Origin of the sequence: Aquabacterium sp. (assembly GCF_036279655.1) — a bacterium.
GTDB lineage: Bacteria > Pseudomonadota > Gammaproteobacteria > Burkholderiales > Burkholderiaceae_C > Aquabacterium.
This window is the reverse complement of sequence record NZ_DASUIT010000040.1, coordinates 15,465-42,032: the sequence shown is the minus strand read 5'-3', so window position 1 is coordinate 42,032 and position 26,568 is coordinate 15,465. Positions and strand designations below refer to the sequence as shown.

The 26,568-nt window shown below is 65.1% G+C and carries 26 protein-coding genes; 6 read left to right on the top strand and 20 right to left on the bottom strand.

Annotated features, from left to right (window positions below):
* From VFW84_RS04295 to VFW84_RS04285, 3 genes are all read right to left on the bottom strand, one after another.
* On the bottom strand, positions 1-345 hold a 345-nt coding region (locus VFW84_RS04295; RefSeq protein WP_329679198.1), incomplete at its 3' end, for an MAPEG family protein.
* 101 nt (positions 346-446) lie between these two features.
* A complete protein-coding gene (locus VFW84_RS04290; RefSeq protein WP_329679197.1) occupies positions 447-1,538 on the bottom strand; it encodes an alkene reductase in 1,092 nt (363 codons plus the stop codon).
* Positions 1,539-1,569: 31 nt separating this feature from the next.
* Positions 1,570-2,163 carry a TetR/AcrR family transcriptional regulator gene (locus VFW84_RS04285; RefSeq protein WP_329679196.1) on the bottom strand — a complete coding sequence of 198 codons (594 nt, stop codon included), beginning with the start codon at positions 2,161-2,163 and terminating at the stop codon, positions 1,570-1,572.
* Positions 2,164-2,175: 12 nt separating this feature from the next.
* On the opposite strand from VFW84_RS04285, the gene VFW84_RS04280 reads away from it, so the two are divergent.
* Together VFW84_RS04280 and VFW84_RS04275 are read left to right on the top strand one after the other, a co-directional pair.
* Positions 2,176-2,895, top strand: coding sequence for a DUF3617 domain-containing protein (locus VFW84_RS04280; protein WP_329679195.1), 720 nt, complete (start codon positions 2,176-2,178; stop codon positions 2,893-2,895).
* 85 nt (positions 2,896-2,980) lie between these two features.
* Positions 2,981-4,249, top strand: a complete 1,269-nt coding sequence (locus tag VFW84_RS04275; RefSeq protein ID WP_329679194.1) for a DEAD/DEAH box helicase — start codon at positions 2,981-2,983, stop codon at positions 4,247-4,249.
* Positions 4,250-4,308: 59 nt separating this feature from the next.
* Here VFW84_RS04275 and VFW84_RS04270 read toward each other — a convergent pair whose 3' ends face one another.
* From VFW84_RS04270 to VFW84_RS04225, 10 genes are all read right to left on the bottom strand, one after another.
* Positions 4,309-4,914 carry a PEP-CTERM sorting domain-containing protein gene (locus VFW84_RS04270; RefSeq protein WP_329679193.1) on the bottom strand — a complete coding sequence of 202 codons (606 nt, stop codon included), beginning with the start codon at positions 4,912-4,914 and terminating at the stop codon, positions 4,309-4,311.
* A 142-nt stretch (positions 4,915-5,056) separates the two neighbouring features.
* Positions 5,057-5,785 carry a serine protease gene (locus VFW84_RS04265; protein WP_329679192.1) on the bottom strand — a complete coding sequence of 243 codons (729 nt, stop codon included), beginning with the start codon at positions 5,783-5,785 and terminating at the stop codon, positions 5,057-5,059.
* A gap of 19 nt (positions 5,786-5,804) precedes the next feature.
* Positions 5,805-6,743: a CHAD domain-containing protein gene (locus VFW84_RS04260; RefSeq protein WP_329679191.1), complete on the bottom strand. Its 939-nt coding sequence runs from the start codon at positions 6,741-6,743 to the stop codon at positions 5,805-5,807.
* On the bottom strand, positions 6,740-7,108 hold the full coding sequence (locus VFW84_RS04255) for a TfoX/Sxy family protein (protein WP_329679190.1): 369 nt from the start codon (positions 7,106-7,108) through the stop codon (positions 6,740-6,742). Before VFW84_RS04255 ends, VFW84_RS04260 begins: the two co-directional genes overlap by 4 nt.
* 9 nt (positions 7,109-7,117) lie before the next feature.
* Positions 7,118-7,924 (bottom strand): hypothetical protein, encoded by an 807-nt coding sequence (locus tag VFW84_RS04250; protein WP_329679189.1) that lies wholly within the window; start codon positions 7,922-7,924, stop codon positions 7,118-7,120.
* Positions 7,925-7,927: 3 nt separating this feature from the next.
* Positions 7,928-8,575 carry a glutathione S-transferase family protein gene (locus VFW84_RS04245; RefSeq protein ID WP_329679188.1) on the bottom strand — a complete coding sequence of 216 codons (648 nt, stop codon included), beginning with the start codon at positions 8,573-8,575 and terminating at the stop codon, positions 7,928-7,930.
* Positions 8,576-8,650: 75 nt separating this feature from the next.
* The gene (locus VFW84_RS04240; RefSeq protein ID WP_329679187.1) at positions 8,651-9,961 is read right to left on the bottom strand and encodes a hypothetical protein; all 1,311 of its coding nucleotides are present in this window, start codon (positions 9,959-9,961) and stop codon (positions 8,651-8,653) included.
* Between the two features lie 6 nt (positions 9,962-9,967).
* On the bottom strand, positions 9,968-10,336 hold the full coding sequence (locus tag VFW84_RS04235) for a hypothetical protein (RefSeq protein ID WP_329679186.1): 369 nt from the start codon (positions 10,334-10,336) through the stop codon (positions 9,968-9,970).
* Positions 10,337-10,443: 107 nt separating this feature from the next.
* Positions 10,444-11,280: an SDR family oxidoreductase gene (locus VFW84_RS04230; protein WP_329679185.1), complete on the bottom strand. Its 837-nt coding sequence runs from the start codon at positions 11,278-11,280 to the stop codon at positions 10,444-10,446.
* Positions 11,281-11,285: 5 nt separating this feature from the next.
* Complete coding sequence (locus VFW84_RS04225) at positions 11,286-12,218, bottom strand: 3-hydroxyacyl-CoA dehydrogenase NAD-binding domain-containing protein (protein ID WP_329679184.1); 933 nt, start codon at positions 12,216-12,218, stop codon at positions 11,286-11,288.
* 96 nt (positions 12,219-12,314) lie between these two features.
* Here VFW84_RS04225 and VFW84_RS04220 point away from each other — a divergent pair, with 96 nt between their 5' ends.
* Complete coding sequence (locus tag VFW84_RS04220; RefSeq protein WP_329679183.1) at positions 12,315-12,977, top strand: TetR/AcrR family transcriptional regulator; 663 nt, start codon at positions 12,315-12,317, stop codon at positions 12,975-12,977.
* Positions 12,978-13,048: 71 nt separating this feature from the next.
* Positions 13,049-13,888 carry a PEP-CTERM sorting domain-containing protein gene (locus VFW84_RS04215; protein ID WP_329679182.1) on the top strand — a complete coding sequence of 280 codons (840 nt, stop codon included), beginning with the start codon at positions 13,049-13,051 and terminating at the stop codon, positions 13,886-13,888.
* 43 nt (positions 13,889-13,931) lie between these two features.
* Here VFW84_RS04215 and VFW84_RS04210 read toward each other — a convergent pair whose 3' ends face one another.
* From VFW84_RS04210 to VFW84_RS04200, 3 genes are all read right to left on the bottom strand, one after another.
* A complete protein-coding gene (locus VFW84_RS04210) occupies positions 13,932-16,253 on the bottom strand; it encodes a PKD domain-containing protein (RefSeq protein WP_329679181.1) in 2,322 nt (773 codons plus the stop codon).
* A 122-nt stretch (positions 16,254-16,375) separates the two neighbouring features.
* A complete protein-coding gene (locus VFW84_RS04205) occupies positions 16,376-18,040 on the bottom strand; it encodes an isovaleryl-CoA dehydrogenase (RefSeq protein ID WP_329679180.1) in 1,665 nt (554 codons plus the stop codon).
* Positions 18,037-18,837 (bottom strand): PaaX family transcriptional regulator C-terminal domain-containing protein, encoded by an 801-nt coding sequence (locus tag VFW84_RS04200; RefSeq protein ID WP_329679179.1) that lies wholly within the window; start codon positions 18,835-18,837, stop codon positions 18,037-18,039. Before VFW84_RS04200 ends, VFW84_RS04205 begins: the two co-directional genes overlap by 4 nt.
* A 146-nt stretch (positions 18,838-18,983) precedes the next feature.
* Here VFW84_RS04200 and VFW84_RS04195 point away from each other — a divergent pair, with 146 nt between their 5' ends.
* Complete coding sequence (locus VFW84_RS04195; protein ID WP_329679178.1) at positions 18,984-19,610, top strand: TetR/AcrR family transcriptional regulator; 627 nt, start codon at positions 18,984-18,986, stop codon at positions 19,608-19,610.
* A gap of 5 nt (positions 19,611-19,615) precedes the next feature.
* Here the strand turns inward: VFW84_RS04195 and VFW84_RS04190 are convergent, their stop codons facing one another.
* Positions 19,616-20,713 (bottom strand): amidohydrolase family protein, encoded by a 1,098-nt coding sequence (locus VFW84_RS04190; RefSeq protein ID WP_329679177.1) that lies wholly within the window; start codon positions 20,711-20,713, stop codon positions 19,616-19,618.
* Between the two features lie 104 nt (positions 20,714-20,817).
* Positions 20,818-22,335: a glutamate--cysteine ligase gene (gene gshA, locus VFW84_RS04185; RefSeq protein ID WP_329679176.1), complete on the bottom strand. Its 1,518-nt coding sequence runs from the start codon at positions 22,333-22,335 to the stop codon at positions 20,818-20,820.
* Positions 22,336-22,642: 307 nt separating this feature from the next.
* Between gshA and VFW84_RS04180 the strand changes: the two genes are divergently transcribed.
* Positions 22,643-22,864: a hypothetical protein gene (locus tag VFW84_RS04180; protein ID WP_329679175.1), complete on the top strand. Its 222-nt coding sequence runs from the start codon at positions 22,643-22,645 to the stop codon at positions 22,862-22,864.
* 113 nt (positions 22,865-22,977) lie between these two features.
* Here the strand turns inward: VFW84_RS04180 and VFW84_RS04175 are convergent, their stop codons facing one another.
* Together VFW84_RS04175 and VFW84_RS04170 are read right to left on the bottom strand one after the other, a co-directional pair.
* Positions 22,978-23,910 carry an alpha/beta hydrolase gene (locus VFW84_RS04175; protein ID WP_329679174.1) on the bottom strand — a complete coding sequence of 311 codons (933 nt, stop codon included), beginning with the start codon at positions 23,908-23,910 and terminating at the stop codon, positions 22,978-22,980.
* Between the two features lie 80 nt (positions 23,911-23,990).
* Entirely contained in the window at positions 23,991-26,468 is a 2,478-nt protein-coding gene (locus VFW84_RS04170; RefSeq protein ID WP_329679173.1) for a flavin-containing monooxygenase, read from the bottom strand.
* Positions 26,469-26,568 lie beyond the last annotated feature (100 nt).

The following is a 26,568-nucleotide window of genomic DNA, read 5'->3' as shown; positions in this document are numbered from 1 at the left end:
CCACACCAGCGAGCGCAGATTGCCCAGGTTGGCCAGGTAGACGGCCACATAGACCAGGCGCGCGGCAATGAAGCCCATGGCGAGCATGTCCGTGCGGCCCTGATCCAGACCCGCCGCCTGCGCCACCAGCACGGCGAACACGAACAGAGGCAGGGCTTCAAAGCCATTGTTCTGGGCGGCCGCGGCGCGGGCCTTCCAGCCTTGCTGCCTGGCTTCCCAACCGCGGGGGTCGTTGTTGTCGTAGCCGCCCTTGCGTGGGCTGCTCAGCGAGGTGAACTTGGCCAGGCCCACGGTCAGGACGGGAAGAACGGCTGCAACCAGCACGCAGGTGTTCGCGATCGTCATGGAGTCTCCATCAAGGTAGAAGTGAATGCCCAGGGGCGACCCATTCTAGTCTGACAATGACTCATGTCAAAAAAGCGATGCCTGCGTGTGCCCATTTGGCCTCAGTCGGGCAGTGCGGGGTAGTCGATGTAGCCGTGCGGGCCTTGCCCCCCGTACAAGGGCGCATCGGTGAACAGCTCGTTCAGCGGGGCGTTTTCCTTGAAGCGGCGGGGCAGGTCAGGGTTGGTCAGCATGGCGCGGCCAAAAGACACCAGATCAGCCTTGCCCGAGGCAATGGCTTCTTCGGCCATGGCCTGGGTGTAGCCGTTGTTGACCATCCAGACGCCCGAGTACAGGCGGCGCAGGGCCTCGTAGTCGAAGGGAGCGTTGTCGCGAGGGCCACCGGTGGCGCCTTCCACCACGTGCACGTAGATGGGCTTGAGCTTGTCCAGCTCGCGCACCACGTATTCGAACAGGGCTTGGGGGGCGCTCTCGTTGGAGTCGTTCACAGGCGAGACGGGCGAGATGCGCACACCCACCTTGTCGGCGCCGATCTCGGCGATCACGGCGGCCATCACTTCCAGCAGGAAGCGGGCACGGTTCTCGATGCTGCCCCCGTAGATGTCGGTGCGCTTGTTGGAGCCATCACGCAGGAAGGCATCCAGCAGGTAACCATGGGCGCCGTGGATCTCGATGCCGTCAAACCCGGCCTCGATGGCGTGGCGGGCCGCGGTGCGGAAATCGTTGACGATGCCTGCCACCTCCGCTGTTTCCAGAGCGCGGGGCGTGGAGGTGTCCACATAGCCGGCGCCCGGGATGTAGGTCTTGGCCTTGGCCGCGATGGCCGAAGGCGCCACCGGGGCCTGCTCACCCGGCTGGAAGGCGGTGTGAGACATGCGGCCCGTGTGCCACAGTTGCACGAAGATCTTGCCGCCACGGGCATGGACCTCGTCGGTCACCTTGCGCCAGCCGGCGATCTGCTCGGGGGTGTGCAGGCCGGGGGTGGCCACATAGCCCTGGGCCTGGGCCGACACCTGGGTGGCTTCGGCAATGATCAGGCCAACGCTGGCGCGCTGGGCGTAGTACTCGATGGTCATGGCGCCGGGCACGTTGCCCGGTTCAGCGCGGTTGCGCGTCAGGGGGGCCATCACCATGCGGTTGGACAGGGTGATGTTGCCCAGCTTGAATGTGTCGAACAGAGAGGGGGTTCCCATGAGCGTGGCTCCAGTGTGGGTTGAGGAAAATTCAGGGCTGGAAGAACTTGTCCAGCATCAAGCTCAAGGCCTCCTTGAGGGGGCGTGAATCGTGCTCGACCTTCATGCGCAGCAGGGCACCCTCCCACGCGTCCCAGAAGAAGCCGGCCAGCGTCAGGGCATCGAGATCCTGGCGCACACGCCCGGCCTGCTGGGCCTGGCGGATCAGGACGGCCAGGCGCTCGCGCCAGGTGTCCATGACGGCTGACAGCGCGGCCCGGCAGGACTCGCTGGATTCGGACACCTCGGCGGCAAAGTTGCCCACCAGGCAACCCGGGCACACGGCCTGCTCGTGGTGGCGGATGAACTTGCCAAAGAGGTGCCGGATGGTGTCCAGCGGATCCGCCGGAGCATCCTGCAGGCAGCTCTGCCAGGATTGATCCACCCACTCGGCGTAGTGGCGGATGATCTGGCCAGCGAAGGCTTCCTTGCTGTCGAAGTGGTTGTAGAAAGAGCCCTTGGGCACCCCGGCCTGATCCGTGATCTGCTGGATGCCCGTGGCGTTGTAGCCGTTCTGCGTGAACAGGGCGTAGCCCGCGTCCGTGAGGCGTCGGGGGATGTCGGTCTTGTCTGCGGTGCGGGCCATGGGTTGAATAATATGACCAGTCGTCTTGAAATGAATGGGCACCCTGGTAATCCCCTGCGGGGCACTCGGCTATGTCACCTTAGGATCAGCACTACCCCTTCAAGCTCAGGAAAGATATTCGTCATGAAACGTGTGGCTCACGCGCTGGTTGTTGCTTCCATGGCTGCGGCCTTGTTTGGTACGCACTCTCAGGCATCGGCGCAACTGATCAGCCTCAAGCCGGGCCTGTGGGTGCAGGCCAGCCAGGTGACCATCGACGGGCAGTCCATGGGAGACCTCTTTTTCGGCAGCATGGACGACAAGGCCGCGTCGACCATCAAGACGTCCATGAAGCACCTTGGTTTGCCTGCGGGCTGGATGCCGGAAGTGCAGTGCCAGACTGCTGAAACGCTCGCCCTTCAGGCGCTCGTGCAGCGCAGCGTCACCCCCGAGTGCCCCCATCCGACCGTTGTGGTCAAAGGCAATGTGATCAGTTTCAAGGCGCCCTGCGCCGGTCAGATGCCCCCTGAGAGCGCTGGAGGATCGCCTGTGGCCATCACCGGTTCGATGGATGGTGAGTTTGTGCTGGTCAGTGCCGGCGAAACGCGTAGCGCCCAGAAGGCGGTCATGACATGGCCTGGCGGCAAAACTCAGGTGTCTGAGTTGCAGACTGTGGGCAAATGGCTCGGAGCGAACTGCAAGAAGCCGCCGGCGCACATCAAACCGGAGTGGTTGCAGTCCTTGGTCCGATGATGGCGTGTGATTTGGCTGCCTGAGCACTCCCCTATACACTGCTCAACTTTCTTGCCCCGGGCCGTGTTCACGGCATCCTTGTTCCATGTCATTTGCCTCCCTGGGCCTGTCGCCTGCACTGGTGCGTGCCGCCAGCGACCAAGCTTTCTCAGACCCCACTCCCATCCAGGCGGCGGCCATCCCCGTGGTCCTGCAGGGCCGTGATGTCCTGGCCACGGCCCGCACGGGCTCGGGCAAGACGGCGGCTTATGGCTTGCCCGTGCTGCAAGCCCTGCTGGACAGCCATCAGGCCGGTCGCTCCCATGGCGGTGTGCTGGTGCTCGTGCCCACCCGTGAGCTGGCCACCCAGGTGGCCGACACCTTGCGCGTGCTCAGCCAGAGCCTGCCGGTGAGCCTCAAGGTGGTGGTGGCCTTTGGTGGTGTGTCCATCAACCCCCAGATGATGGCCTTGCGCGGCGGCGCCGACATCGTGGTGGCCACCCCGGGCCGCCTGCTGGACCTGATTGACCACCATGCCCTGGGCCTGGGCGGCGTGTCAGTGCTGGTGCTCGACGAGGCAGACCGCCTGTTCGATCTGGGCTTTGCCGATGAGATGCAGCGCATCGTGGACATGCTGCCCCCGCAGCGCCAGAGCTTGTTTTTCTCGGCCACCTTCCCGCAGCCCGTGCAGGCCCTGGCGAACGCCTTGTTGCATGAGCCTGAGCGCATCGAGGTCGTGCAGGACGAGGCCGAAGTGGCCGACATCGAGCAGCGCGCCATCGAGGTCGACACCCAGGACCGCACGCCGCTGCTGCGCCACCTGCTGGCCCAGCAGGGCTGGAGCCGCGTGATGGTGTTTGTGGCCACCAAGTACAGCGCCGAGCATGTGGCCGACAAGCTGGCTCGCCAGGGGATCAAGGCCAAGCCCCTGCACGGCGAGCTCAGTCAGGGCGCACGCACCCTGGCGCTGGGGGATTTCAAGGCAGGTCGCCTGCAAGTGCTGGTGGCCACGGATCTGGCCGCGCGCGGCATCGACATCGCGCAGTTGCCGGCGGTGGTCAACTACGACCTGCCGCGCTCCGCAGTGGACTACACCCACCGCATCGGGCGCACCGGGCGCGCCGGTGAGAAGGGCGTGGCCGTGAGCTTCATCAGCGCGGACACCGAATCGCACTTCCGCCTGATCGAAAAGCGTCAGGGCCAACGTGTGCCGCGTGAGCGGATCGAGGGCTTTGAGCCCGAGGGGGTGGCGTCTGACAAGGCTGTGCCGGATGCTTCTGCTCACCGGCCAGATCCCAATGGCGGGATCAAGGGCAAGCGCAAGAGCAAGAAGGACAAGCTGCGAGAGGCGGCAGCACGGCAACAGGGGGATTGAGCACAGCCCCCATGAAAAACGGCCCGCATGAGCGGGCCGTTGTCACGAAGCGAGGCGGATCAGGCCTGGCGACGACGCGCCAGGGCGCCGACCACCATCAGACCAGCGAGGGCCAGCGCATAGCTTTCGGGCTCAGGCACGGCCGAGGTGGTGAAGGTCAGGTTGTCCATGGCCCAGCCCCAACCTTGCGTCGGGTTCACGGCGTCGATGCGGGCGATGCCACCCACCGAGAACGATGCAGATGCATAGCTTGGGAAGTCGCTCATGATCGACACCGACTCCAGCAGCACATTGGAGCTGTCGTAGGCATTGAAGGTGATGGGCATGGAGCCTTCGGAGTCCACCAGCCAGGACACAGCACTGACAGGCGCTGAGAAGGTCATGGTGATGGTGTCAGAGCGAGGGCCACAACCCACATTGCAGTTCCACAGGGCATTGCCATAGGGATTGCTCGAACCGGCGAACTGCTGGATGGCGTAAGGGCCCGTCTGGGGGGCGCCCAGATCCGACATCGAGAACACGACACCCACCGAGGCGTATTCATTGGTGATGATGGAACCCGAGGCGATCGAGCCGCCACCAGGCAGGGTGTCGAAGTCGACAACCACGGCGTGGGCGCTGGACAGTGCGGCCACGGACAGGGCGGCGGCGAGGAATTTCTTCATGTAAGGACTCCAACAGATTGGTCGTTATGGGCCTGGCGGACGGACATCCAGGCTGAGCGCAAGTGTAAGGACTCGTGTCAATGGATACAGCACCTAGAACGTGGGGGGCTCCCCCCGGATCAGGTGCCCAGAGCCACCGCAGTCACTCCGTCAAGGTCATCAGGATGTCGGCATACCAGGCGCAGTTCAGCCCGAGTGATTCATCTTGCTGCAGATCGCGCGAGCCCATGTCCATGCGTGCAGAGTGCACGCCCAGCAGCTTCCAGGGCAGGGGGCTGTCTTTGAGTTCCGCTTGCGTGGCGCGCATGACCACCGGGGCGCCACTGGTGCCCCGATGCGTGCGCGCATCGGTCAGAAAGTAGCCTTGCCCCTGAAACCGCAGCCCGAAGGACGAGGCGATCACCGCCTGACGCACCACGGGCAGGTGGTGCAAGGTGTCGTGAAAACCCAAGGGGAAGCCGACGATCAGCAAGGGCGTGCCCACCTCGATCTCGTCCAGCGAGGCCTGCAGATGGGCCGGGGTGAAGGCACGCACCACCGCTGACTTGGGCAAGGCGCTGCGCTCCAGTTCGAGCACGGCCACGTCGATCTCGCCGGTGGCGTCGCGCCCCTGGCGCCAGATGCTCTTGCCTTGCCGGTAGAGCAGCACCGACCAGCCTGTGGACTGCGTGAGGTTGCGCTCATCGGTGTGCAGCTCGATCTCGATGCGGTCCGGGTGATGCTTGCTGGGCTCGTCGATGACCACGTGCCGGCTGGTCACCAGAAACAGGCGCTCATCACGCAGGAAGAAAAAGCCACTGGCACGGGTCAGCAACTGCCGGCCGTTGAAGGTGGAGATCTGGGTGGCGGTCAGCAGCAGGGGCTCGGTCATGGGCCCAATATAGTCCTGATCAGGGCAGTTGATCGAGCCAGGGCTCAAACGAGGCCGCACCACCGGCATCGTGCCAGCGCTGCCACCAGGCCGCAAAGGCCTGCGCCTGCTGGCGATGCAGGGATCGCTCCTGGGCCATCAGCGGCTGGATCGCCTGGCGCAAGCGTTGGCGAGTGGCCGCTGGCAGTGCGCGCAGTTGCTGCGAGATCGCCTGCAGATGAGCTGCGGCATTGGCACTGTCATTGGCTTGTCCGAGGATCTCTTGCGCCTCGATCACCTGGGCATAGAGTTGCTTGCGCCATGCCGCCGGCAGTCGGGGCCGAAACACCTCCAGGGCGTAGCGCAGGTGCTTGATCACGATGCGCACGCGGTGCAAGGCCTGCGGGCTGCGAGGTTCGCGTCGACAGGCGTGCGCCAGATCGCCCAGCAGCGTGGTGAACACGGGCCGGGCCTGATCCATCAGGGTCTGTGGTCGATGGGCGCGAGGCGGCCTCAGGGCGGTTGGCAGCGTCTCCAGCACCTCTTGCAGGCGTTGGGCGATGGCCGGGCCCTCTCTCTGCAGTAGGGTCTGGGCCGCAACTTGCATGGCCAGCACATGGCTCAGCAGGCCGTCCAGGCTGGGGGCTGATGGCGTGGCCATGGTGGCAGCTTGCGCGATGACACGGGTCAACATCACGTCCCAGTCGCGCCTGGCCGCCGCAGCATGGCGCAGATCGCGCAAGGCCGATCGGATCTCCCGGCGTGTGCGCTTGCTGAGGCAGTGGGCAAAGAGGTCGAGCTGGGTGCGGGCCCGGCGCGTGGCCACCCGCAGGCGGTGCACGGCCTCCGGGTCACGGCCGCGCAGGGCCTCGGGCAGTTCTTTCAGCACGCTCCCCAGTGCCGCGCTCAGCTCATGCCGCGCCGTGTCGGCGATGGGCGCCTCGAAGCGCCGAAGGCTGGGCGACGGGCGGCGGCTCATGGCGTCCGTGGCGTGGCACGGCCTGCGGATTTTCGGGCGGTTTTACTTGCCGGTCTGGGTTTGGGCAGGGGCAAGGCCTCGGCGGTGACGATCAGCAGGCGGTGCAGCAGGTCAGGGGCGTCGAGCTCCTCACCCATGCGGAGATAAGGCTTGGCCCCGGGGTAGGGCAGCCCTTCGGTCCACCGGCCCAGCAAGGCCTTGCCGGGATCCGTGGGTTTGACGAAGAACTGGTTGTCGCAGACCAGGCCCACGACCTTGCCACGCAGGTAGACCGCGTATTCGCCGAACATCTTGCGGTACGACAGCTCATCGGTCAGGCGTGCCTGCTCGAAGACGTACTCCACAAAGCTCTGATCTGACGCCATGGCCCGTCCTCATTCGTCCTGTTGATGGTGGCGGATCACATCGCCCAAGGTGCGGGCTTCAGGCGCGATCTGGTTCATCAGCACGCCCATGCCGGCCACGAAGGCCGCAGTGATGAGCAAGGGCCAGATCGTACGCCGCACGGCCGTGGAGAGCCAGTGCGAGCGATCCTCCATGCGCATGCGGCGGTAGAGCAGCACAGACAGCGCGCCGTCGACCATCAATTCGGCAAACAGACCCGGCGCCACATAGATCACATAGAAGGATGACAGGGCCAGGCCCACCAGCAACGCGATGACGGCCAGGGGGATAACCAGCTCATCGGCGTCACCGACCGAGCCGGCCACCTCTTTCAGATCGGGCAGGGAGGAGGAGTTGCCCGAGGACTCGGTCAGGGCCGCCGGGCCAGGGTCGGCAAAGGAGGCCTGAGCCCCGCCACCGGCAAAATCACCGCCCCCACCGCTGCTGAACACATGGGGGCCAGGCACGGCGTCCGGGCCGATGTCCGGTGTCGGGATCAGGTCCAGCGGGTTGGGCAGGTCGCTGCCGTAGTCCTGCGCACGGGTGCGCAGCCACAACCACAGCAGCGTCAGAAAGCAAGCATAGGCCAGCATCAGCGCGCTCGGGTAGCGCAGGGCCATGCTGTCCAGGCCGGCCGCCAGCAAGCCCAGCGAGCTCAGCCAGCCGAACAGGCCCGCCAGCGAGACGATCAACATCATCTGCAGGCGCGGAAAGGACTGGCGTTCCAGTCGATGACGCATCTGCGCCACCAGTTCCTCGCGGCGCAGGAGGTGTCGGCCGCGCTTCCAGGCTCCCATGGATCAGCCTCCGGTCGACGCTGCCTGGCCCAGGGCCTCGTCGATGGCCTTGGCGGCACGATAGGCCGGTCGCTGGGTCAGGCGGGCTGCGTAGTCCTCGAACTCCGGGCGTTTGGGGAGGCTGCCGAACTGCAGGCCCCACAGCACCTGGGCGCCGGCATAGACATCGGCGGCCGTGAACTGGCTGCCAGTGATGTAGGGGCCAGCGCTCACGGCCTGAGCCAGCACCTCGATCGCGCGCTCGAAGCTGCCGTAGCCGACCATGCGCTGTTGCTCGGGGCTGACTTCGACCTTCAATGCGCGGTCGATCACGGCGGCCTCCAGAGGGCCGGCGGCAAAGAACAGCCAGCGGTAGTAGCTGGCGCGCTCCTGCGGAGCGGGGGCCAGGCCCGCCTGAGGAAACGCGTCGGCCAGATAGGCGCAGATCGCCGCGCACTCGGTGACCACCTGCCCCCGGTGGGTGATGGCGGGCACCTTGCCCATGGGGTTGATCTGGAGGTAGTCAGGCGCCTTCATCGTGGTGCCGTACTGCAGCAGCACCTGACGGTAGGGGGCGCCGGTTTCCTCCAGCATCCATCGGGCGATCTGGCCACGCGACCGGGGGTTGGTGTAGAGAACAAGGTCGCAGTCGGTGGACTCGGTCAGGCTCATGGCGCACTCCCTGTGTGGCCCATGGTGCAGGGCCTGTGGGACCACACTATACGGCGCATGACCGTCGCCCGGGCGTCAGAGCAGCGCGCCTTGCGCCGCCAGCGGTGCACTGATGCGCCGCTGGTAGTCCTGCGCCGGCAGCACCTCGATGGGGGTCGAATAGGTGAAGGCTCGGCCCAGCAGATCCGTGTAGTCCAGGCGCAGCATGTGCTTGCCTGCGCTCAGCGAGGCCACCGACACGCTGTCGCCGGTTGATTTCACCACGCCATCGATCTGCCAGGAGATGCTCTTGAGGGCCGTGGCGATCACCGCGCCGCGCACCTTCAAGCCCAATTGCAGGTGCAGGGTCTCACCCTGGCGCAGCACACGGGTACCCACCAGCTCGGCCACCCGTGCATCTTCCGGGTAGAGGATGTGGATGGCCAGCCGGTCATGCTCTGACAGACCTGTGTTGGCGTAGTTGCCCGGCGCAAAACTGAACAAGGTCGACCAGGTGTAGTGCATGACGGACTTGGGATCGTAGGCCGAGAGGTAGGCCGTGGCGCCTCCGCCATAGTCACTGACCTGTACGGTCTTGTCCGTCAGGCCCTTCTGCGCTGCCAGCCGCAGGGCATCGGCATCTGCTTCCTTCTCGTAACCCGAGATCTTCTGCAGAGCGGCCACATGGTCCTTGATCTGCTGTGCGGTGGTCTTGTCGCTGTTGGGGTCGGGGCCTCGGATTGACAGCACCGAGCGGTAGCCCGCGTCATAGATCTTCTGGGCCTGATCGGCCGAGACCCCGGGGATCTGCCCGATGAAGGTGAGCACCCAGTCCTTGTCGACATCCTTGCGTGCGTGTTCATGGGCCAGGCCCAGCGCATGGCCCACCTCGTGCAAAGGGTGGTTGATGAAGGGCGTCGCGCCGCCGGCCGGATCGCCCAACTGGGTGGCCGCATAGTTGTCGTCCCCCAGGTGCAGATTGAACAGGCACTCGCGTCGGTCATCACGGGTGTCGGGGGGCCAGGACCAGCCGCCGCCACCTTCCTCTCGGGTGCAGCCGATCCCGGGGATGGGTTTGAGCTGCCCGAACACGTTCTTCACCGTGCCATAGCTGGTGCCGGGAATCACGATCCGGATGTCGGCCGTGAAGTTGTCCTTGGTGGCATTGCCATTGCTGGTGCAGGTGTCCTGGTACTGAAAGCGCACATTGCCGGCCTGCTCGAACTGGGCCAGGATGGTTTTGATGGCCTTGACGCGGTCGGGGCGTTTGCTGCTGGCATCGCCGGCAAAACACAGCGTGGGTTTGGAGGTTTGCGCGCCGTTGTTCCAGTACAGGGCAGCCTGTGCCTGCTGGGTCAGCAGCGTCAGGCCCGCGCACAGGGCGGGGCGTAGCCATGGGGTGCTCATGGTGGCTTACCGCATGTTGATGCCGAGGGCCTTGCGGCAATCGTTGGCGCCGCAGCCGAAAGAGGTGCCGCTGGTGTCAGCCGGGTCGTAATTGATGGTCAGGGTCTTGCCCGACACGAGGGCGGTGTTGACCATGCTCATGAAGCGGTTGGCGTAATCCACCTTGCTGCTGTCCACGGCAAACCAGACGATGCCGCCTGAGACCGCCGAGGCGCATTTCACATGCGTGCGGTTGGCAAAGGTGCCGGTGAGCACGGGCACGCAGTCGCTCCAGACGGTCGCGGCGCTGGCGCCCGATGCAGCGCCCCCCAGTGTGACAGCCATAACAAGGGTGGACAGCAGGGACGGGCGGCGGATCATTGCGGTGAACTCCATGGGTGGGTGTTGATGTCAGGCAGGCACTGTAGGCAAGCCGTTTGGGGTCATCAATCCCTAACACCACAGGTCAGCCAGTCCTGGAGGGACAGCAGGCCCGAGCCGGTTCAAGTCAATCGATCGAGCTGAAAACGCTTGCTCAGGATGCGGTCGAGCATGGCGGTGGGCAAGTACTGCTTGAGCCAGGGCAGCATGCGGCTCTTCTCGCCCAGCCGGATCACGGCGGGGCGCACGGGGCGATCGAGTTGCTGCACCAGCGTGCGGGCAAAGACATCGGCGGGCATGGCGCCGGCCTGGCTTTCATTGGCGCGAGACAGCACCCCCTCTCGCACGGCCTGGTAGGGCGAGTCGGGGGCCAGGTTCACGTCGTCCGCTGCGCGGTCACCAAAGGATGACTGGATGCCGCCCGGCTGCACCGTGACCACATCGATGCCCAGGGGGCGCAGTTCCATGCGCAGGGAATCCGACAGGGCGTTGAAGGCCGCCTTGCTGGCGCAATAGGCTCCGGCAAAAGGCGTGGGCATCACACCAGAGACACTGCTGATGTTGACCACGGTGCCTCGGCGGCGCTGGATCATGCTGGGTAAGACCGCCCGGGTCAGTGCCATCGGTGCAAAGACATTGACGTCGAACTGCCGTTGCCATTGCTCACTGGGCACATCCAGCAAGGGCCCCATGGCGCCATAGCCCGCGTTGTTCACCAGCATGCCCACCGTGCGGCCGCTGGCAGCCAGATCGCTCAGCACCCGGGCGATGTCTTGCGCCTGCGTGACGTCCAGCGCCAGCGTCTGGATGCCTTCACTTTTCAGATCGTCCATGGTGGGCAGGCGTCGGGCCGTGGCGCACACCGCCACGCCGTGCTGGTGGAAGGCACGGGCAAGCGCCTTGCCGATGCCGGATCCGCAACCGGTGATCAGGACCACTTCATCTGGATGGAGTTTCATGGGGTTCACTCTGACTGTGAGGGGCGCTGCAAGGCCTGCAGCAAGGCGATCTGTTGTTGATCCCGGCGGGAGGCCCACTGGTCGATGCTCTGCGCACCATAGCGCTGCTCGATCTGCTGTGCCAGGGCCCGCTGCGCCCCCCCGGTCAGCAAGACCGGGCGCAAGCGCATGTGCAGCCACAACAGTTGCAGCCCGCCAGCGAACTGTTTGAAGAACGCCCCGATGCCGCCTGCGCCGCCGCCCAGGTGGGCCGACAGGAAGGGGCCGCCACAGGCCCAGCGCAGACCCAGGGACGATTGCACCGCCGTGTCCAGATCCTCCACCGACACCACCCCTTGGCGGACCAGCGAGACGCTCTCGCGGATCACGGCGGCCTGGATGCGGTTGGCCACAAAGCCCGGGATCTCCTTGCGCAGCACGATGGCCTGCTTGCCCAGGGCCAGGTAGAACTGGCGCGCACGCTCGGTGGCCTCGGCGCTGGTCCGCCGCCCGGGCACCACTTCGACCAGCGGGATCAGGTGGGGCGGGTTGAAGGGGTGTCCGACCAACATGCGCTGGGGCGATGCCATCTTGCGGCTCTGCATGGAGGCGGTGATGCCTGAGCTGGAGGACAGCAGCAGGGCATCGGGCCGGCAGTGTGATTCGACCGACACCCACAGTGACTGCTTGAAGGCCAGGCGCTCAGGCCCGCATTCCTGAACGACATCGGCCTGGCGCACGGCGCGGGCCAGATCCCCGTCAAACGACAGGGCGGGGCTGTGAGGGTCCAGTGGCAGACCCAACTGCGCCATGAAAGGCTGGATGCGTTGCAGTTCTTGCCGCACCCGGGCCTCGACCCCCGGCGCCACATCGTGTACGCACACCCGATGGCCATGCGCCAGGAAGAGCGCCGCCCAGGAGGCGCCGATGAGGCCACCACCGATCACGGTCACGTGCATGTCAGGCTCCTGAAGGCTGAAGAGGGGTTGAAGGATTAAAACTGAAGATGTGCGTCAGCAGTTTACAACTGCAGAAGGATGTCGTCAAATATGGGGATGCATCAGTCATCGATCTCGGTCCCCAGCTCGGGGCGCCCCTACGGGGGCGAACCCAAAGAAGCGCGCGTGGCGCGTCGGCGCCAGCAGTTCCTGCAAGCGGGGCTGGAGGTCTTCGGCACCACGGGGTTCAGGAGCGCCACCGTCAGAGGCTTGTGCAAGCAGGCCGGGCTGGCAGATCGCTACTTCTATGAGTCCTTCGACAGCCTGGAGGATGTGCTGGTGGGCAGCTACCTGCAGCAGACCGATCGCCTCAAGGCCGCCATCCTGGGGGCGATCACGGCCACGCCATCGCCACCGTTGCTGTCGGCCGTGGTCAGGGCCGCGCTGCAGGCCTTGTTCCAGGTCATCGCAGATCCCCGTGTGGCGCGTCTGTGCTGGCTGGAGGTGCTGGGCGTCAACCCTCGCATCGATGCACTGTACGCCCGGGCGCGGGAGGAGTTCGCCATGCTGCTGGGCAGTCAGGCGCGGCTGTATGAGCCCGCCTGGACCCTGTCGCCCGAAGAGGAGCGTGCCCTGAGCGAAGCCCTGGTGGGCTCGGTCAACCAGTCCATCCAGAACTGGGTCATGACGGGCCACCGCAGCCCGCCGGAGCGCATCATCCAGGCCAGCCTCATCATTTTTGAGGGGGTGGTGATGCGACTGAATCTGCCTCCCCCTTGAAATCAGGGTGGACAGGGGTGGATGCTGACTCTAGCCTTTCGGACATTGCAACACAGCGCATTCACCCTTTCATGAACACCGATCTGACCCCCCTTCATCGCTCCTGTGGCACTGCGCTGGCCAAGGGCGTGTCCATCCTGGCTGCAGCGGTGCTGCCTGCCTGGGCAGGTGCCACCGTGGTGACCACCTTGCCGACCGGATCATCGGCTGCCTGGAACGAAGTCATCTTCTCGGGCACCAGCATGATCAACAATGGCTCCTCGGTCACCCTGACCACCGCCAATACGCGGGGCGTCTGGTTTGGCAACCACAGCGCTGCCTCTGACCCGGATCCTGCATGGAGCCTGGGCAACAGTGCGCAAGGCAACTGGCTGAGCCTGGATGCATCGTTTTCCAGCGGCGCACGTGATTGGGTGGCCTATCTGATTGACGGCAGCCATGTCGCCCAGATCGAGTTCCTGGACACCAATTGCTCGTCCAGCTCCGCGTGCTACAGCGCGCCCAGGTACCAGGGCGTGACGCTGATGTACCGGGATCCAGCCCAGGCCCAGGCGCAGTACATCAACTTCGCCATCGCCGACATGACACAGACCCACACTTACGAGTTCCTGCTCAAGAACGGACTGGTGTCTTATCGCATCGATGGGCAGACCGTGTTCAGCGGCAGTGCCTGGACCGCGTCGACCACCGCCATGCTGGTGGGCGATTCCTCGGGCAGTACGCCCACAGGCACTGGATCGATGACCATCAGTGCCATCCGCATGGACACGGCACCTGAACAGAATGTGCTGGTGTCGTCGGTGCCCGAGCCTGAAGGATGGGCGCTGGCGCTGGCTGGCGTGGGCGTGTGTGCCTGGCATCGGCGGCGGCGCGCGGTGGCTCAGGGGCGTGGCGCGACGCCCCGTCCCTGAGCACTCACGGGTGATGGGAGCCACTCGGTGGAGTGGCTCCGGCTCACTGCCGGAACAGCGCAGGTGCCTGCACCGATGTCGGCAAGGGGCCCGAACTCACGGTTGTGCCGTCGGCGTTGGTGAGGATCAATGAGCCGCCGGGCGCGTTGTTGTCAAAGCGCACAATCGCGATGCGACCGTCGGCCAGATCGATGCGAACGCCCGTCTGGCCGCTGACATCGGCCGAGGAGGTCAGCTTGACGGAGCCATTGGTGCCCAGCACGTGCAGGAAAATCGTTTGTGCACCGCTGCCATCGGCGACATTGACTTGCTTGGCGCTCTGGCTCCAGGATTCGTCGAATTCGGTCATCGGGTCGGTGACCTGATAGCTCAGCCCTCTCGGCGCCACGCGGTGAACATCCAGCCGGTTGCCCAGCGCACCGGTGTAGCTCAACTGGTCGCCTTGCACGCTGGGGGCCCCTGGCAGATTCAGGGTCCAGACACGCTGGGTGCCCGAGGCCGAACCCGCACGATCCAGCACCACAAAGGTGTCGGGCTTGATGAACAGGTACTCGCGCTCCACCTGGGTGACAGCGGCCTGACCGGTGTACATGGGCGTCACCCGCGCGGCCACATAGGTGTAGAGCGGGGTGTCTGCCAGGGCCGCGAGATCGCAACGCTGCCCCCAGCCTTGGGCGAGGGTGTTGCCCCCTTGGGTGATGCGCACGAGGTTGTTGAGGGCCTCGCCCTGCTGGATGCCTGAGTGCGTGTAGATGTTGTTGGTCGGGGCCAGCCATTCACCCCGGTAGATCTGGAAGCTGCCTTGATCGCGGTGGGCATGGCTTTCGGTGTAAGGGCCACAGCTGAAGTGCGCGTAAGTGGCGTTCCTGTCGGTCCAGCTCGAGCGCATCATCACCTCGCCCGTGCCTGGTGACCAGTAGCTGGTGGACAGATCCGAGAGGCTGCCTGCAGCCAGGGCAGGGGGGTGATAGAGGTAATCGGCAAACAGCTCGAAGCCGTATTGCATTTGGGGCACTGTGGACTGGTCGAGCAGGGACTTGGCAGCCGATGACATGCGATCCTGCGGGAACAGGGAGATCAGCGACAGCAGGTACTCGCGGTGGTAATCGAACAGGCTGGCCGTGGATTCGCGAGCTTGGTCACCCACAGCCGCCAGGTGGTCCAGGGTGGGCAGGATGTTGTGCATCATCCAGGCTTGCGATGCCTGGGCATGCGGGGTGAGGGTGGCGATGCGCTCGCCAGTGGAGCGCTCCCACCAGTCGTAGATCTGGAACAGGTTCTTCATGGCCGTGCCGTAGCCCGTGCCCTCCCGTGAGCCGCCGCCCGCCAGGTCTTGCGTGAAGGTGGGCACCAGTTCCTGGCCGATCTTGTCGTTGCGGAACACGTCAAGCCACTCCTGAGCGCGGCTGTTTTCGCCGTGGGTGGCCAGGCCCGTCAGCATGGTGGCCCGCAAGAAGGAGTAGTAATAGTTGTTGGATGGGTTGTCGATGGACCAGCCGGACCAGGGGAAGACTTTGCCGCCCCAGGAGGCTGTCTCAGGGTGCCAGACATTGTGGACGGACTGATTCATGTAGGCCGTCCAGCGCGTGCGCTGTGCGGGCGTCAGGGTGTCGTGGCACCAGTCGTAGACCAGAGCCAGATTGCCCACGATCGGCCCGACATACAGATAGCTGTCGTGGGCGACCGTGGCACGCTGACCCGACGCGATCAGGGCTTCTTCGGAGGCCACGAACTTGTCAGCGCGTGCGATGGCGAAGTCACGGTATTTGGTCTCGCCCGTCACGCGGTAGAGCAGGGCGGCAAACCAGTCTTCATAGCCGTACATGGAGTCGGTGTCGACGCCGTCGGCGATTTCACGGTCCACAAAGGCCTTGAAGCGGGTGAAGGAGGCATGTTCAGCCGAGGCCATGGAGCGCAGGCAGTTGAGTGTCTGGGCATGGTTCAGGAAGACCTTGGGGTGGCTGGCCGACACCACCGGGGCGCTCCCGGGCTGGCTGCGCGTGATGGCGCACTCCGCGGTCGCGACATCGGTCACCGTGACGGTGGCAACGGTCTCGTAGGCCTGCCCCCACTGACGGGTGGTGTCGTCGGAGATGCGCAGCACCACCCGGTATTCACCCGCCTGGGCATAGGTGTGGTGCACCTGGGGGCCAGTGCCGTGGCTGCCATCGCCGAAATCCCAATCGTATTGCGCATTGACCAGGGATTCGGGGGTGAACTGAGGCAGCAGCTTGCTGTCGAAGGTGATGTCGGTGCCCACTGTAGCCTGCGTGGGCGCCACGATGTCGGCGGCGGGCTCGCAGGCGCTCAGAAGGCATGCTGCGACGATGGCGAGCAGCCACCGCCAGGTGAGTTTGATGGCCATGGTGACCGGTCTCCGTGATTGTTTATGTGTGTGGCATGCCACAGCACAGAATTCTAGGGAGTCACCGCGAGGGCGGCGGAGAACGGTCTGGCGGATTTGTCACCAAGCGTAAGGGTGAGCGCTCAGCATGGCGTGGTCCGTGTGATCAAGGCGGCGAGCGGCGCCTGCGCCCCCAGCGTACCCAAGACCAAGCCGTGGTCCCCGCTCAGCCGGGACGCACAGAATGCGTCAGACACGGCAGGGTTACCTGCCTTGATCAGGATCGCCGCTTGCAGCGCCAGCGCCATGTGCTCGACCACCCTGCGGCTGCGCACTTCCAGGGTCGACGGGTCGGCAAAGGCTTGCTGCAGCCGGCCCAGGTGCTGATCGAACGCCGCATGCTGGCCGGTGGCCGAGGCGAGTTCGGCGAACAGGGCGTCGCGTGCCTGGGGCTCCTTGTGCAGGGTGCGCAGCACGTCCAGGCACTGGACATTGCCGCTGCCTTCCCAGATCGAGTTCAGCGGCGCTTGACGGTACAGGCGGGGCAGGATGTTTTCTTCGACATAGCCGATGCCGCCCAGGCATTCCTGCGCTTCATTGATCAGGGTGGGCGTGCGTTTGCACACCCAGTACTTGCCCACGGCGGTGATCAGGCGGGCCAGGGCCGCCTCTTGCGGATCGCGCGGGGACGCATCCACCGCGCGGGCCACGCGCATGGCCAAGGCCACGGCGGCTTCGCTTTCCAACGCCAGGTCGGCCAGCACATTGCGCATCAGCGGCTGATCCACCAGCTTGCGGCCAAAGGCCGAGCGCTGCGCCGTGTGGTGCAAGGCCTGCACGGTGGCCTGGCGCATCAGCGCCGCCGATCCCAGGATGCAGTCCTGCCGGGTCAGAGCCACCATCTCCAGGATGGTGGCCACCCCGCGCCCCTCGGAGCCCACGAGGTAAGCGGTGGCCCCCAGGAACTCCACCTCCGATGAAGCATTGCTCCAGTCACCCAGCTTGTCCTTGAGCCGCTGGATGTGAACGGCATTGCGCGTGCCATCGGGCAGCAGCCGGGGCATCAGGAAGCAGCTCAGGCCCCCTTCGGCCTGCGCCAGCACCAGGTGGGCGTCGCACATCGGGGCAGAAAAGAAGAACTTGTGGCCCACCAGCTCATAACTGCCATCGGCTTGGCGGTGCGCGCGCGTGGTGTTGCTGCGCACATCGGAGCCGCCTTGTTTTTCCGTCATGCCCATGCCGATGGTCACGGCCGTCTTTTGGGCCATGGGCAGCATGCGGGGGTCGTATTCGGTCGACAGGATGCGTGGGATCCATGCTGCTGCCAGCTCGGGGGCCTGGCGCAAGGAGGGGATGGCGGCATGCGTCATCGTCAGCGGGCAACTGGTGCCCGCCTCGGGCTGCGCGCCCAGGTAGACCAGACCGGCACGTGCGACATGCGCGCCCACCTGGTCCTCGTGCCGCCATGAAAAGCTGTGCACGCCATGCTTCATGGCCTGACGCATGACCTCGTGATAGGCCGGGTGGAACTCCACCTCGTCCAGCCGCCGGCCATGGCGATCAAAGCTGCGCAGCTTCGGGCGGTTCTCGTTGGCCAGGCGGCCCAGTTCCATCAACTCGCATCCGGCCAGGGCGCCGTACTTGGTCAGAGAGGACTCGGCCCAGGCACCGCCTTCGCGTGTCACCGCCTCACGCAAGGCGAGGTCACTGGTCCAGGCGTTGTAGGCCGGCATGGGCTCGGGCACGTTGTGCACCTCGTGCGTCAGGAAGGGGGTCTTGTGGCTCATGGTCAGGTCGGATGAGGTCATGGGTGAGGGTGAACTTGTGAGAGCAGGCGCCGCCAGATCGCGTGCCCCATCTGGTCAAACGCCTGAACCACCTGGGTGCAGGCGCGGCGCGCGGACACATCCACCAGGGGTTCGGGCAGCAGGGGGTCAAACACCAGTTGGCGGATGGCGTCGTTGCCCAGCAAAAAGGATTCACGGGCCGCCACATCCAGGTCGATCTGGTCGGCGCGTGCCATCCACTGCTGCAGCTTCTGGCAGGTGCTGCGGTAACTGGCGTTCAGTGCGGCGCCGTCCCACAGCGTGCGGGCTTCTTGCTCGCGTCGAGGGTCCAGGTCACGGGCGGCAAAGACGGGGGCCTGCTCATGGAGGCCCAGCTTGTGCAGGCGCTCACGCACTGCAGCGGCGTGGCCCACCATGTTGTCGGGGCGCACATACAAGGTGGGCTCCAGGGCCTGGAAACCCGCCAGCGCCAGGGCGCGGTCACGGGCATGGAGTGCCGGTCGGTCACTGCGGCCCAGGCCACCGGTGCTGACCATGAGCCAGCCGCCGTCCCAGTCGCACACGCGCGATTCGGCCTCGTGCCAGTGCGAGACGTCGTCGGCCAGCGGGCCGGCCTGTGGCCCCAGGCGGTAGTGGCCACGGCCCGCCGCCTCGATCAGCCCCGCCGTGGACAGGCGGACCAGGGCGACGCGCACATTGCTTTCGCGGATGCCGAAGAGGGCGCAGGCGGCTGTGGCGTCCCGGGTGCTCAAGGAGGCGCCATCGGCGGCGCGCAGCAGATTGAGGATCAGGCGCTTGGGGTTGAGGGGCGTGGGCATGCTTGCAACACAAAAAGTCAATTAATGATGACATCTGTAACGATTCAATGTCAATCATCTTTTGATGATTTGTGTAGCTTTGCAGGCGGCCACCCCCACGTCCTTGACCTGCAAATCTGTGACACAGTGAGGCCCGGATGTCACCCATGAGCATGAAACTGGCCCCCATTCATCAGTACGGACAAGGCAAGCGCAAGCTGCTGGATGCGGCGGCGCGTCTGGCCGCCAGAGAGGGTGCGGCCAGCCTGAGCGTGCGGGCCCTGGCCCAGGAGGCAGGGCTCAGCACCAATGCCATCTATCGGCACTTTGAGAGTGTCGACAGCCTGATGATCGAGCTCATTGCCGATTTCGGGGGGCAACTTCGAGAGGGGCTGCGCGCGGCACGCCTGGCCGCCCCGGCAGGGCAGCCACCCTCGCGCACCGTGGTGGGCTGGTTGCTCGACTTTGCCCTGGCGCACCCCGACGAGTTCGTGGTGTCCATGCGCGAGCGCCATGGCGCCCTGGCGCCTGCCAAAGACGCCATCGAGGCCTCGCTGACCCGGATCCGCCAGGAGATGCTCGGCGATTTCCGCGCGCAAGGACGCCTGCCGTCCTTGTCCGATCAGGACATCGATCTGGCCCTGCGCGTCATCATCGACCAGACCTTCGGACTCTGCCTGCAGTGCATCGAGGCGCCTCAGCGCCGCTCCGCCATCCTGGCCGAGGCGGAGCTGGTGTTCATGTGGGTGATGGCGGGCGCCGCCACGGTCTCCGCACGGCCCACCAGCACCTGATGGCCTCAGCCCGAGGCCAGGCGCCGGGCCAGCCGGGGCAGTTGTGCCAGGGCATTGCCCCGGTCCACCATCTGGCGCTCGGTCGGGTTGAAGGTGTCGTTCAGCTCAGAGTTGGGATCGCCTGGCAGCTTCAAGGCGTAGGTCAGTTGCGAATAGGGGTAGTCGGTGCCCAGCAGGATGTGGGAGACCTCCGTGATCTTTCTGACGGCCGCCATCGAGGGCGGTGCGGCGGACAAGGCCGTGTCAAAGAACAGATTGGCGTAGGAGCTCTTGCGCGGGTTCAGGTTCAGCGCCAGCAGCCCGCTGCGATACGACAGGAAGGGGATGGTGCCCCCCGCATGAGACAGCAGCCAGCGGATGCGCGGATAGCGCAGGAAGATGCCCTTGTAGAGCATGTTGGTGACAGCGCGCGTGGTCTCGAAAGGGAACTCCAGGACAAAGGTGGGCATGGAAAGCTCCGGGCGCACCGGCGGCGCCACCGGATGGATGAAGACCAGCGCCCCCAGATCATTGAGCGTGCTCATCAGGCGGTCCAGGCGCGGATCGCCCAGGTAGACCCCTTTGTAGTTGGAGTACAGACCGACTCCGTCCAGTTGCAGGTAGTTCAAGGCGCGGGTGGCCTCCAGCGAGGCGGCGGCCACTTCCAGTTCGTCGTCCGCATCGCCGATGGGCAGCGAGGCGAAGCCCCCAAAGCGCTGGTACAGGCTGGTGGCGCTCGATGCCCCGATCAGCGCCTCCCGGATGTAGTCATTGACCCGCCGGGCCATCAGCTCGCGCGCCCCACGGTCGGGCAAGAAACCAAACCCCGGCTCGGACAGCGACACCACCTGCGCCGCGATGCCGAACTTGTCCATGAAGCCGACCGCGGACGAGGGCGACCACGATGGCGTGGGCAGGCCTCCGTCTCCCTGCACGCCATATTGCGTCATGGCCGATCGATAGAAATCGGGGATCAGGTGGGCATGGACGTCGATGCGTGTGGGCGTGGCGCCAGCGCGGGCGACCAGAGGCAGCAGGCCGCCGGCCGAGGCGGCGCCCAAGGCGAGGGCCTGCCGCAAGACACGGCGCCGATCGCACGTGCCGGTGGATGGAGGGAGGGTCATGCTGAAAGCTCCTGCGGTCCGGTTTTGATGTGTGCGAATGTACACATTTGGGCGCGCAGGCGCATCGCGTGTTTTCCCTTCCTGCCCTTCCTGAATTCAGCCCCTCACACCACCAGATGCCGTGCCGACATGTAGTCCTGACGGAAGTCCTCGAAGGATCGGGTGTCGGCCGCTTCCATGGCGGCCTGCTCGGCCAGCGAATCCTGCGCCTGCTGTGCCAGGCGCGCCTGCACATCGGCGGGCAGCGCCAGCGCCATGATGGCCTCGCGCGTCTGCGCAGATCGGGCTTGGGCAAAGCCCACATGCCCCTGTGCGGGGTCCTGCTGCATGGCCGCCACCACCCGCGCCGAGGGCAGCGTGGCCGGGGCGCTCAAGGTGTCTGAGGTGGCCTGCCAGGCCTGGCGGTAGGCCTGCCCGCCATGCAGGGCGTCCAGCGCATCGGCAATGGGGGCGCAGGCGTCCAGCACCTCCCGGGCCCAGTCCATCAGCAACACGGTCTGGTCCCCACGCTCCAGGTGCAGGCCCGGTTCGCGCCCGCGTGCGGCCACGGCCTGCTGGTTGCGCGCCAGGGCGGCGATCTCCTGCGGCGTGTCCCAGGGGCTGTCTGACAGCAGGCAATGCAGCAGGAAGACATCCAGGAAGCGCACGGTGACCTCGTCGATGCCCACAGGCAGGAAGGGGTTCAGGTCCATGCAGCGCACCTCCACGTATTCGACTCCGCGCTCGCGCAGCGCGTGCAGCGGGCGCTCGCCCGTGTGGATCACCCGCTTGGGGCGGATGTGGCTGTAGAACTCGTTTTCGATCTGCAGCAGCGAGGTGGACAACTGCTTGTACTGCCCCTGCTCATCCTGGATGCCCAGGGCCTCATACGGCGGGTAGGCGCGTGTCAGGGCATCCTGCAGCGAGGCGGCATAGCCCTTGAGGCCGTTGTAGCTGACCGCCAGCGTGCTTTGCGCATCGCTCTGATACCCCAGGCGCCCCATGCGCAGCGAGGTGGCGTGGGGCAGGTAGAGGGTCTGATCGCCCAGGGGCTGCAGGCCATGCGCTTGCCCACGCACGAAGTCGGCATGGACGGCCGGTGAGGCCCCGAACAGCACCAGCAGCAGGAAGGACTGGCGGCGGAAGTTGCGGATCAGGCCGAAGTAATCGTCACTGCTCAGGCCCGGCATGGACCAGTTGTAGTGGATGCCCGAGATGGTCTGCATGCGCCGGCCATAGCGGTGCGACAGGCCCATGCGGTACACGCTCTTGGCCCGCCCGACGTTGGAGTGGCCGTACTGGCCGATGGGGATGGCCTCATCGGGCGGCAGGTGGCCGGGCATGCTGCTGACCCACAACTGCTCATCGCCTATGGCGCGGTACACGAACTGGTGGATCTGGGTGAGCTCGTCCAGGCAGTGCTGCACGCCGGTGTGGGCGCCGGTGACCAGCTCGACCTGTGACTCGCTGAAATCGGTGGTGATGTGCGGGTGGGTGAGTGCCGACCCCAGGGCTGCAGGGTGGGGCGTGAGCGCCAGTTGACCATCCGGGCGGGTGCGCAGGCTTTCCTTCTCGATGCCGCGGCGGATGCCCAGCAGACGGTCAGGGGCGAGCGCGCTCAGGCGTTGGGTCAAGTGGGTCAAGCGCGGTCTCCTCGGTACATGTCGAGGCGCGAAGTTAGCAGAGTTGGATGAAACTTGCTGGCGCGGGGGTGGATGGGGGGCGGGGAGATGGCGGGTTTTTTGCGGGAGATCAGAGGCCCGGGCCGCGATCATGTCGCGCCCGATTGTCAGCTCAAGCCCGGCATTCAGGACGGCCGTGTCATGACCCCAATGTGCAGGATGACGCATCCCGCTTGCCTTTAGCACGCAGTTGGGGGAGGTGGTCTGTCAGATGTGGCTTGGAGCGACCGGTAGTGATATAACAAAAAAACACTTTTGTTAGGAAGGAATGATGATGCGCAACCTCGACAAGGCAGAGCTTATGACGATCAGTGGGGGCACGCCGAAGTGGCATAAGGTGGATGCGGATGACCGTGCTGCGCCTGCAGAAGACGTGACGCCGGAACTGACGGGTAACCGTACCGGGTGGTGCCGTGGCTACGGCAACATGAAAAACCATGAACACAAGCACGACGGTACAAGCTGCGGTGCACCTGTGATTGTGCTGTGACCCGAGTCGGTCGACTGGGCCGCTGACCTTCGAGAGAGGAGCCTTTGGGCTCCTCTTCTTATGTGCGCCCAGCATGGGCGCACTCCTGCGGGTGCAAGTCCCGCCATCAAGGATCATCCGCGCAGTACCTTCAACTCGTGCGCCGGCACCTCGGAAAGCCGCGGATCAACGCGACGTAGGAATTTCAGCTGGTGCGCCAGCATCTCCGGGAACAGCGGGTCAAAGTAGGGGTCGAAGTGGTTGGCAGCGACCTCGATCACCTGCACATTCGGGTTGCCAACGCGCTTGACCTTGTCCGACACAAAGGGCGCCACCGTGTCGCCCGTGGCGCCGATCATCAGCATCGGGATCTTCACGTCCTTCAGACGCAGCCAAGGGCGATACAGCGGCAGCGGCAGCACCGACCTCGCAGCCACGCGGTTGTCGTACTTGTGGTCAGGGTGCGCCGCCAGTGCAGCCTCCATGGCCTCCCAGCCGCCGTCGCGGTCCATGGTGGAGAACCCACCCTCGCGCGACAAGGTCGGGACGCAGATCGGTGCGCCAGGCTTGATCAGGTCTAGGGTGCCGAGAGCGATCATCTTCACAAGTCGGCCAATTGGTGTGGCGAACATCGCGGCCAGCCCGTCGAGCATCGGCACCTGGACGATGGCGCCCTTCACCTCCGGGTGCTGCGTGGCCAGATCAACCACATGCCCGCCGCCGAAGGAGGTGCCCCACAGCGTGATCTCATGGGCCAACACATTGGGCTGCGACTTCAGGTGAGCCAGTGCCGTATCGGCCACGCGCGTTCTGCGCCAGGGGTTGATGCCTTGCCGTGGGAAGCCGCTGCTGTCACCCCAGCCTGGGTAATCGAATTCCATCACGGCGTAGCCCGCGTCGACGAAGCTCAAGGCGAACGATGAGGTCAGGGCCATCTGGATGCTGCCCCAGCCGCCCACCATGAGGATAGCGGGCAGTTGCTGATCGGGGAGCGTGTCCTTCGGCACATAGAGGGTGGCAGCGCACAGCGCGCCCTCTGCCGTGAAGGTGGACTTGATGGCGCGCATGCGCTCCTGCGAGATATTGGGGTAACGGCGAGAGTTCACGTTGTGCTTCCGAGGGTCATTGAAACTGAGCGAATGGGAAATCAGAGCGCCATGGCCCGGGCGACGGGATCGCCATCGACCTCATGCCAGGCGTGTCGAGAGGCTTGCCCTTGCGTCCTCTGCGCGGCGAACGTGGCCAGGCGGCTCACGGCATTCGCGGCCGAGGCAAGGAAGGCGGCCTGAAGCTGGAACACATGCCAGCGGCCTGCGTACACCTCCAGATGGCAAGGCACACCGCAGCGTGCGGCCAGGGCACTCAAGCGGGCTGAGTCCGATTGCAGCACCTCCTGGTCACCCACTTGAATCAGCATGGGCGGCAGGCCTTGCAGATCGGCTTCCAGGAGATGATGGTCCTTCTCCGGTGCATACCAGCGCACGGCTTGCTGGAGCCAGGCCACATTGAGCATGGGATCGCGCGCCGCCGCCGTTCGGACGGTGTCCCCCGACAAGGTCGTGTCGAGGAAGGGCGACAGCAGCATTAGCCCGGCGGGCAAAGGTTCGCCCGCATCACGCAGCGTCAAGGCCAGGCTCAAGGCCAGCCCGCCGCCAGCCGAATCACCGCACAACACGATTTGATGCGATGCCACACCGCTCTGAAGCATATGGCGATAGCAGGCCAGCGCGTCTTCGAGAGCGGCTGGCTGAAGGTGCTCTGGCGCCAGTCGGTATTGCGGCACCCAGACCGTCATGCCGACGGCCGCCAGCCGCGTCGTCACGCTGCGGTGGGTTTGGGCGCTGCCCAAGCAGAAGCCGCCACCATGCAGGTACAGGACCGTTGCCCCCTGGTTCTCCGCCTGTTTGGGCGACACCACCTCCGTGGTCATGCCGTCCATCTCATGGCGCTCGATGCGCGCGCGGCCATCGCCAGGCATCAGCCTAGCCAATGCACTCACGATCAGACGTTGCGTGCCGACCCCCACGGGCGGCCGAATGAAGGCCTTGAACGTCACGCGCAGAAACGACCTCAACAGGCTCGCGCTGAAAGACTCCACCGCACCGACTGGCTCGGCATGGTGGACGACCTGCCCGCAGCGATGATCGGGCTTAGTGAAGTTGTAGGCGTTGAGCGATGAATAACGCGTGAGCCAGCGGTAGCCGAATGTGAAGCCCGGCCAGTTCGTGCTGTTATGGCCGTTGGCATCCACGTACCAGCTCTTGCAACCCTGCCACACGGTGGCCCTAAGGCGCGCTTGCACGGTGCCATTGAAGCTGGCGTAGCGCTGTGCGTCGACCTCAATCGCGTTGGCACCTGCCTGGTGAGCGGCCTGCATGCACCGCAACACATGGGCGATCTGGCTTTCCAGCATGTAGATGATGGAGCTGTGGCCCAGGTTGGTGTTGGGGCCATAAAGCATGAAGAAATTCGGGAAGCCCGGCACGGTTATGCCCAGGTAGGCTTGTGCGCCCTTTCGCCACGCTTCATTGAGCTCCAGGCCATCGCGACCCGTGATCGTCATGGGCGCCAGGAACTCGGTGGCCGCGAAGCCGGTGCCGTAAACAATCGCGTCAACGGGATGGTGCTGCCTATCCATCGTCTCGATGCCATCGGCCGTGATGCGGCGGATGCCCTGGGTGACCAGGTTCACGTTGGACTTGGCCATGGTGGCCAGGTACTCGTTGGACAGCAAGATGCGCTTGCATCCGATGGGGTAGTCAGGCGTCAGTTGCGCACGTAGCGTGGGGTCTTGCACCTGCCGGCGAAGCAGTGCCTTGAAAGGCAGGCCCACTGCCAAGTCCATCATGGCCTTGATGCGCGTGAAACCGACCGCCCGGCTTTCGTATTGGGAATAGATGCGGGCCCTGTGCAGTGTCATGGTCCAGGGCGCCATCCTGAACATGGCCTTGCGCCAGCCTGCATACGGACCATCCGGTCGCGGCAGGATGTAGGCAGCCGAGCGTTGAAACACGGTCAGCTTGCTCACCTGGCCAGCGATGGCAGGCACGAACTGGATGGCCGAGGCCCCCGTGCCGATCACCGCGACGCGCTTGCCGTTCATGTCATAACTGTGGTCCCAGTGGGCGGAGTGACAGACATGCCCCTTGAAGCTGTCCATGCCCTCCAGCTTGGGATAGACGGGGCGGCTGAGCTGCCCCGTGGCCGTGACCACAAAACGGGCTTGCAAGACCTGGCCATTGCTCAAGGTCACCGTCCACAGCGCAAGGCTCTCGTGGTAATCGGCTTGGGCCACTTCGCAGCCAAAGCGGATGGATGGCAACAGGCCGTACTTCCTGGCGCAGTGCTTCAGGTATTGATGGATTTCTGCTTGGGGGGCGAACACCCGGGACCAGTTCGGATTGGGCTCGAACGAGAACGAATACAGGTGCGACGGCACGTCGCAGGCGGCGCCTGGATAGGTGTTGTCTCGCCACACGCCGCCGACATCGTTCTGCTTTTCAAGAATGAGGAAGTTGCCCAGACCTGCCTTCTTCAAGGCGATGGCCATCCCGATGCCCGCAAAGCCGGTTCCGATGATGATGGTGTGAAAAGAGGTGCGGGCCTCTGAGCTGGTGCTTTGCATGTCTTGAAACCTCGAAGTGCAGACGCAGGTCTGCTATGAGGCGGAATCATGCGCAAAACCACCGCAACGGAGAATGTTGACGAAGGACAAAGGCTTTATG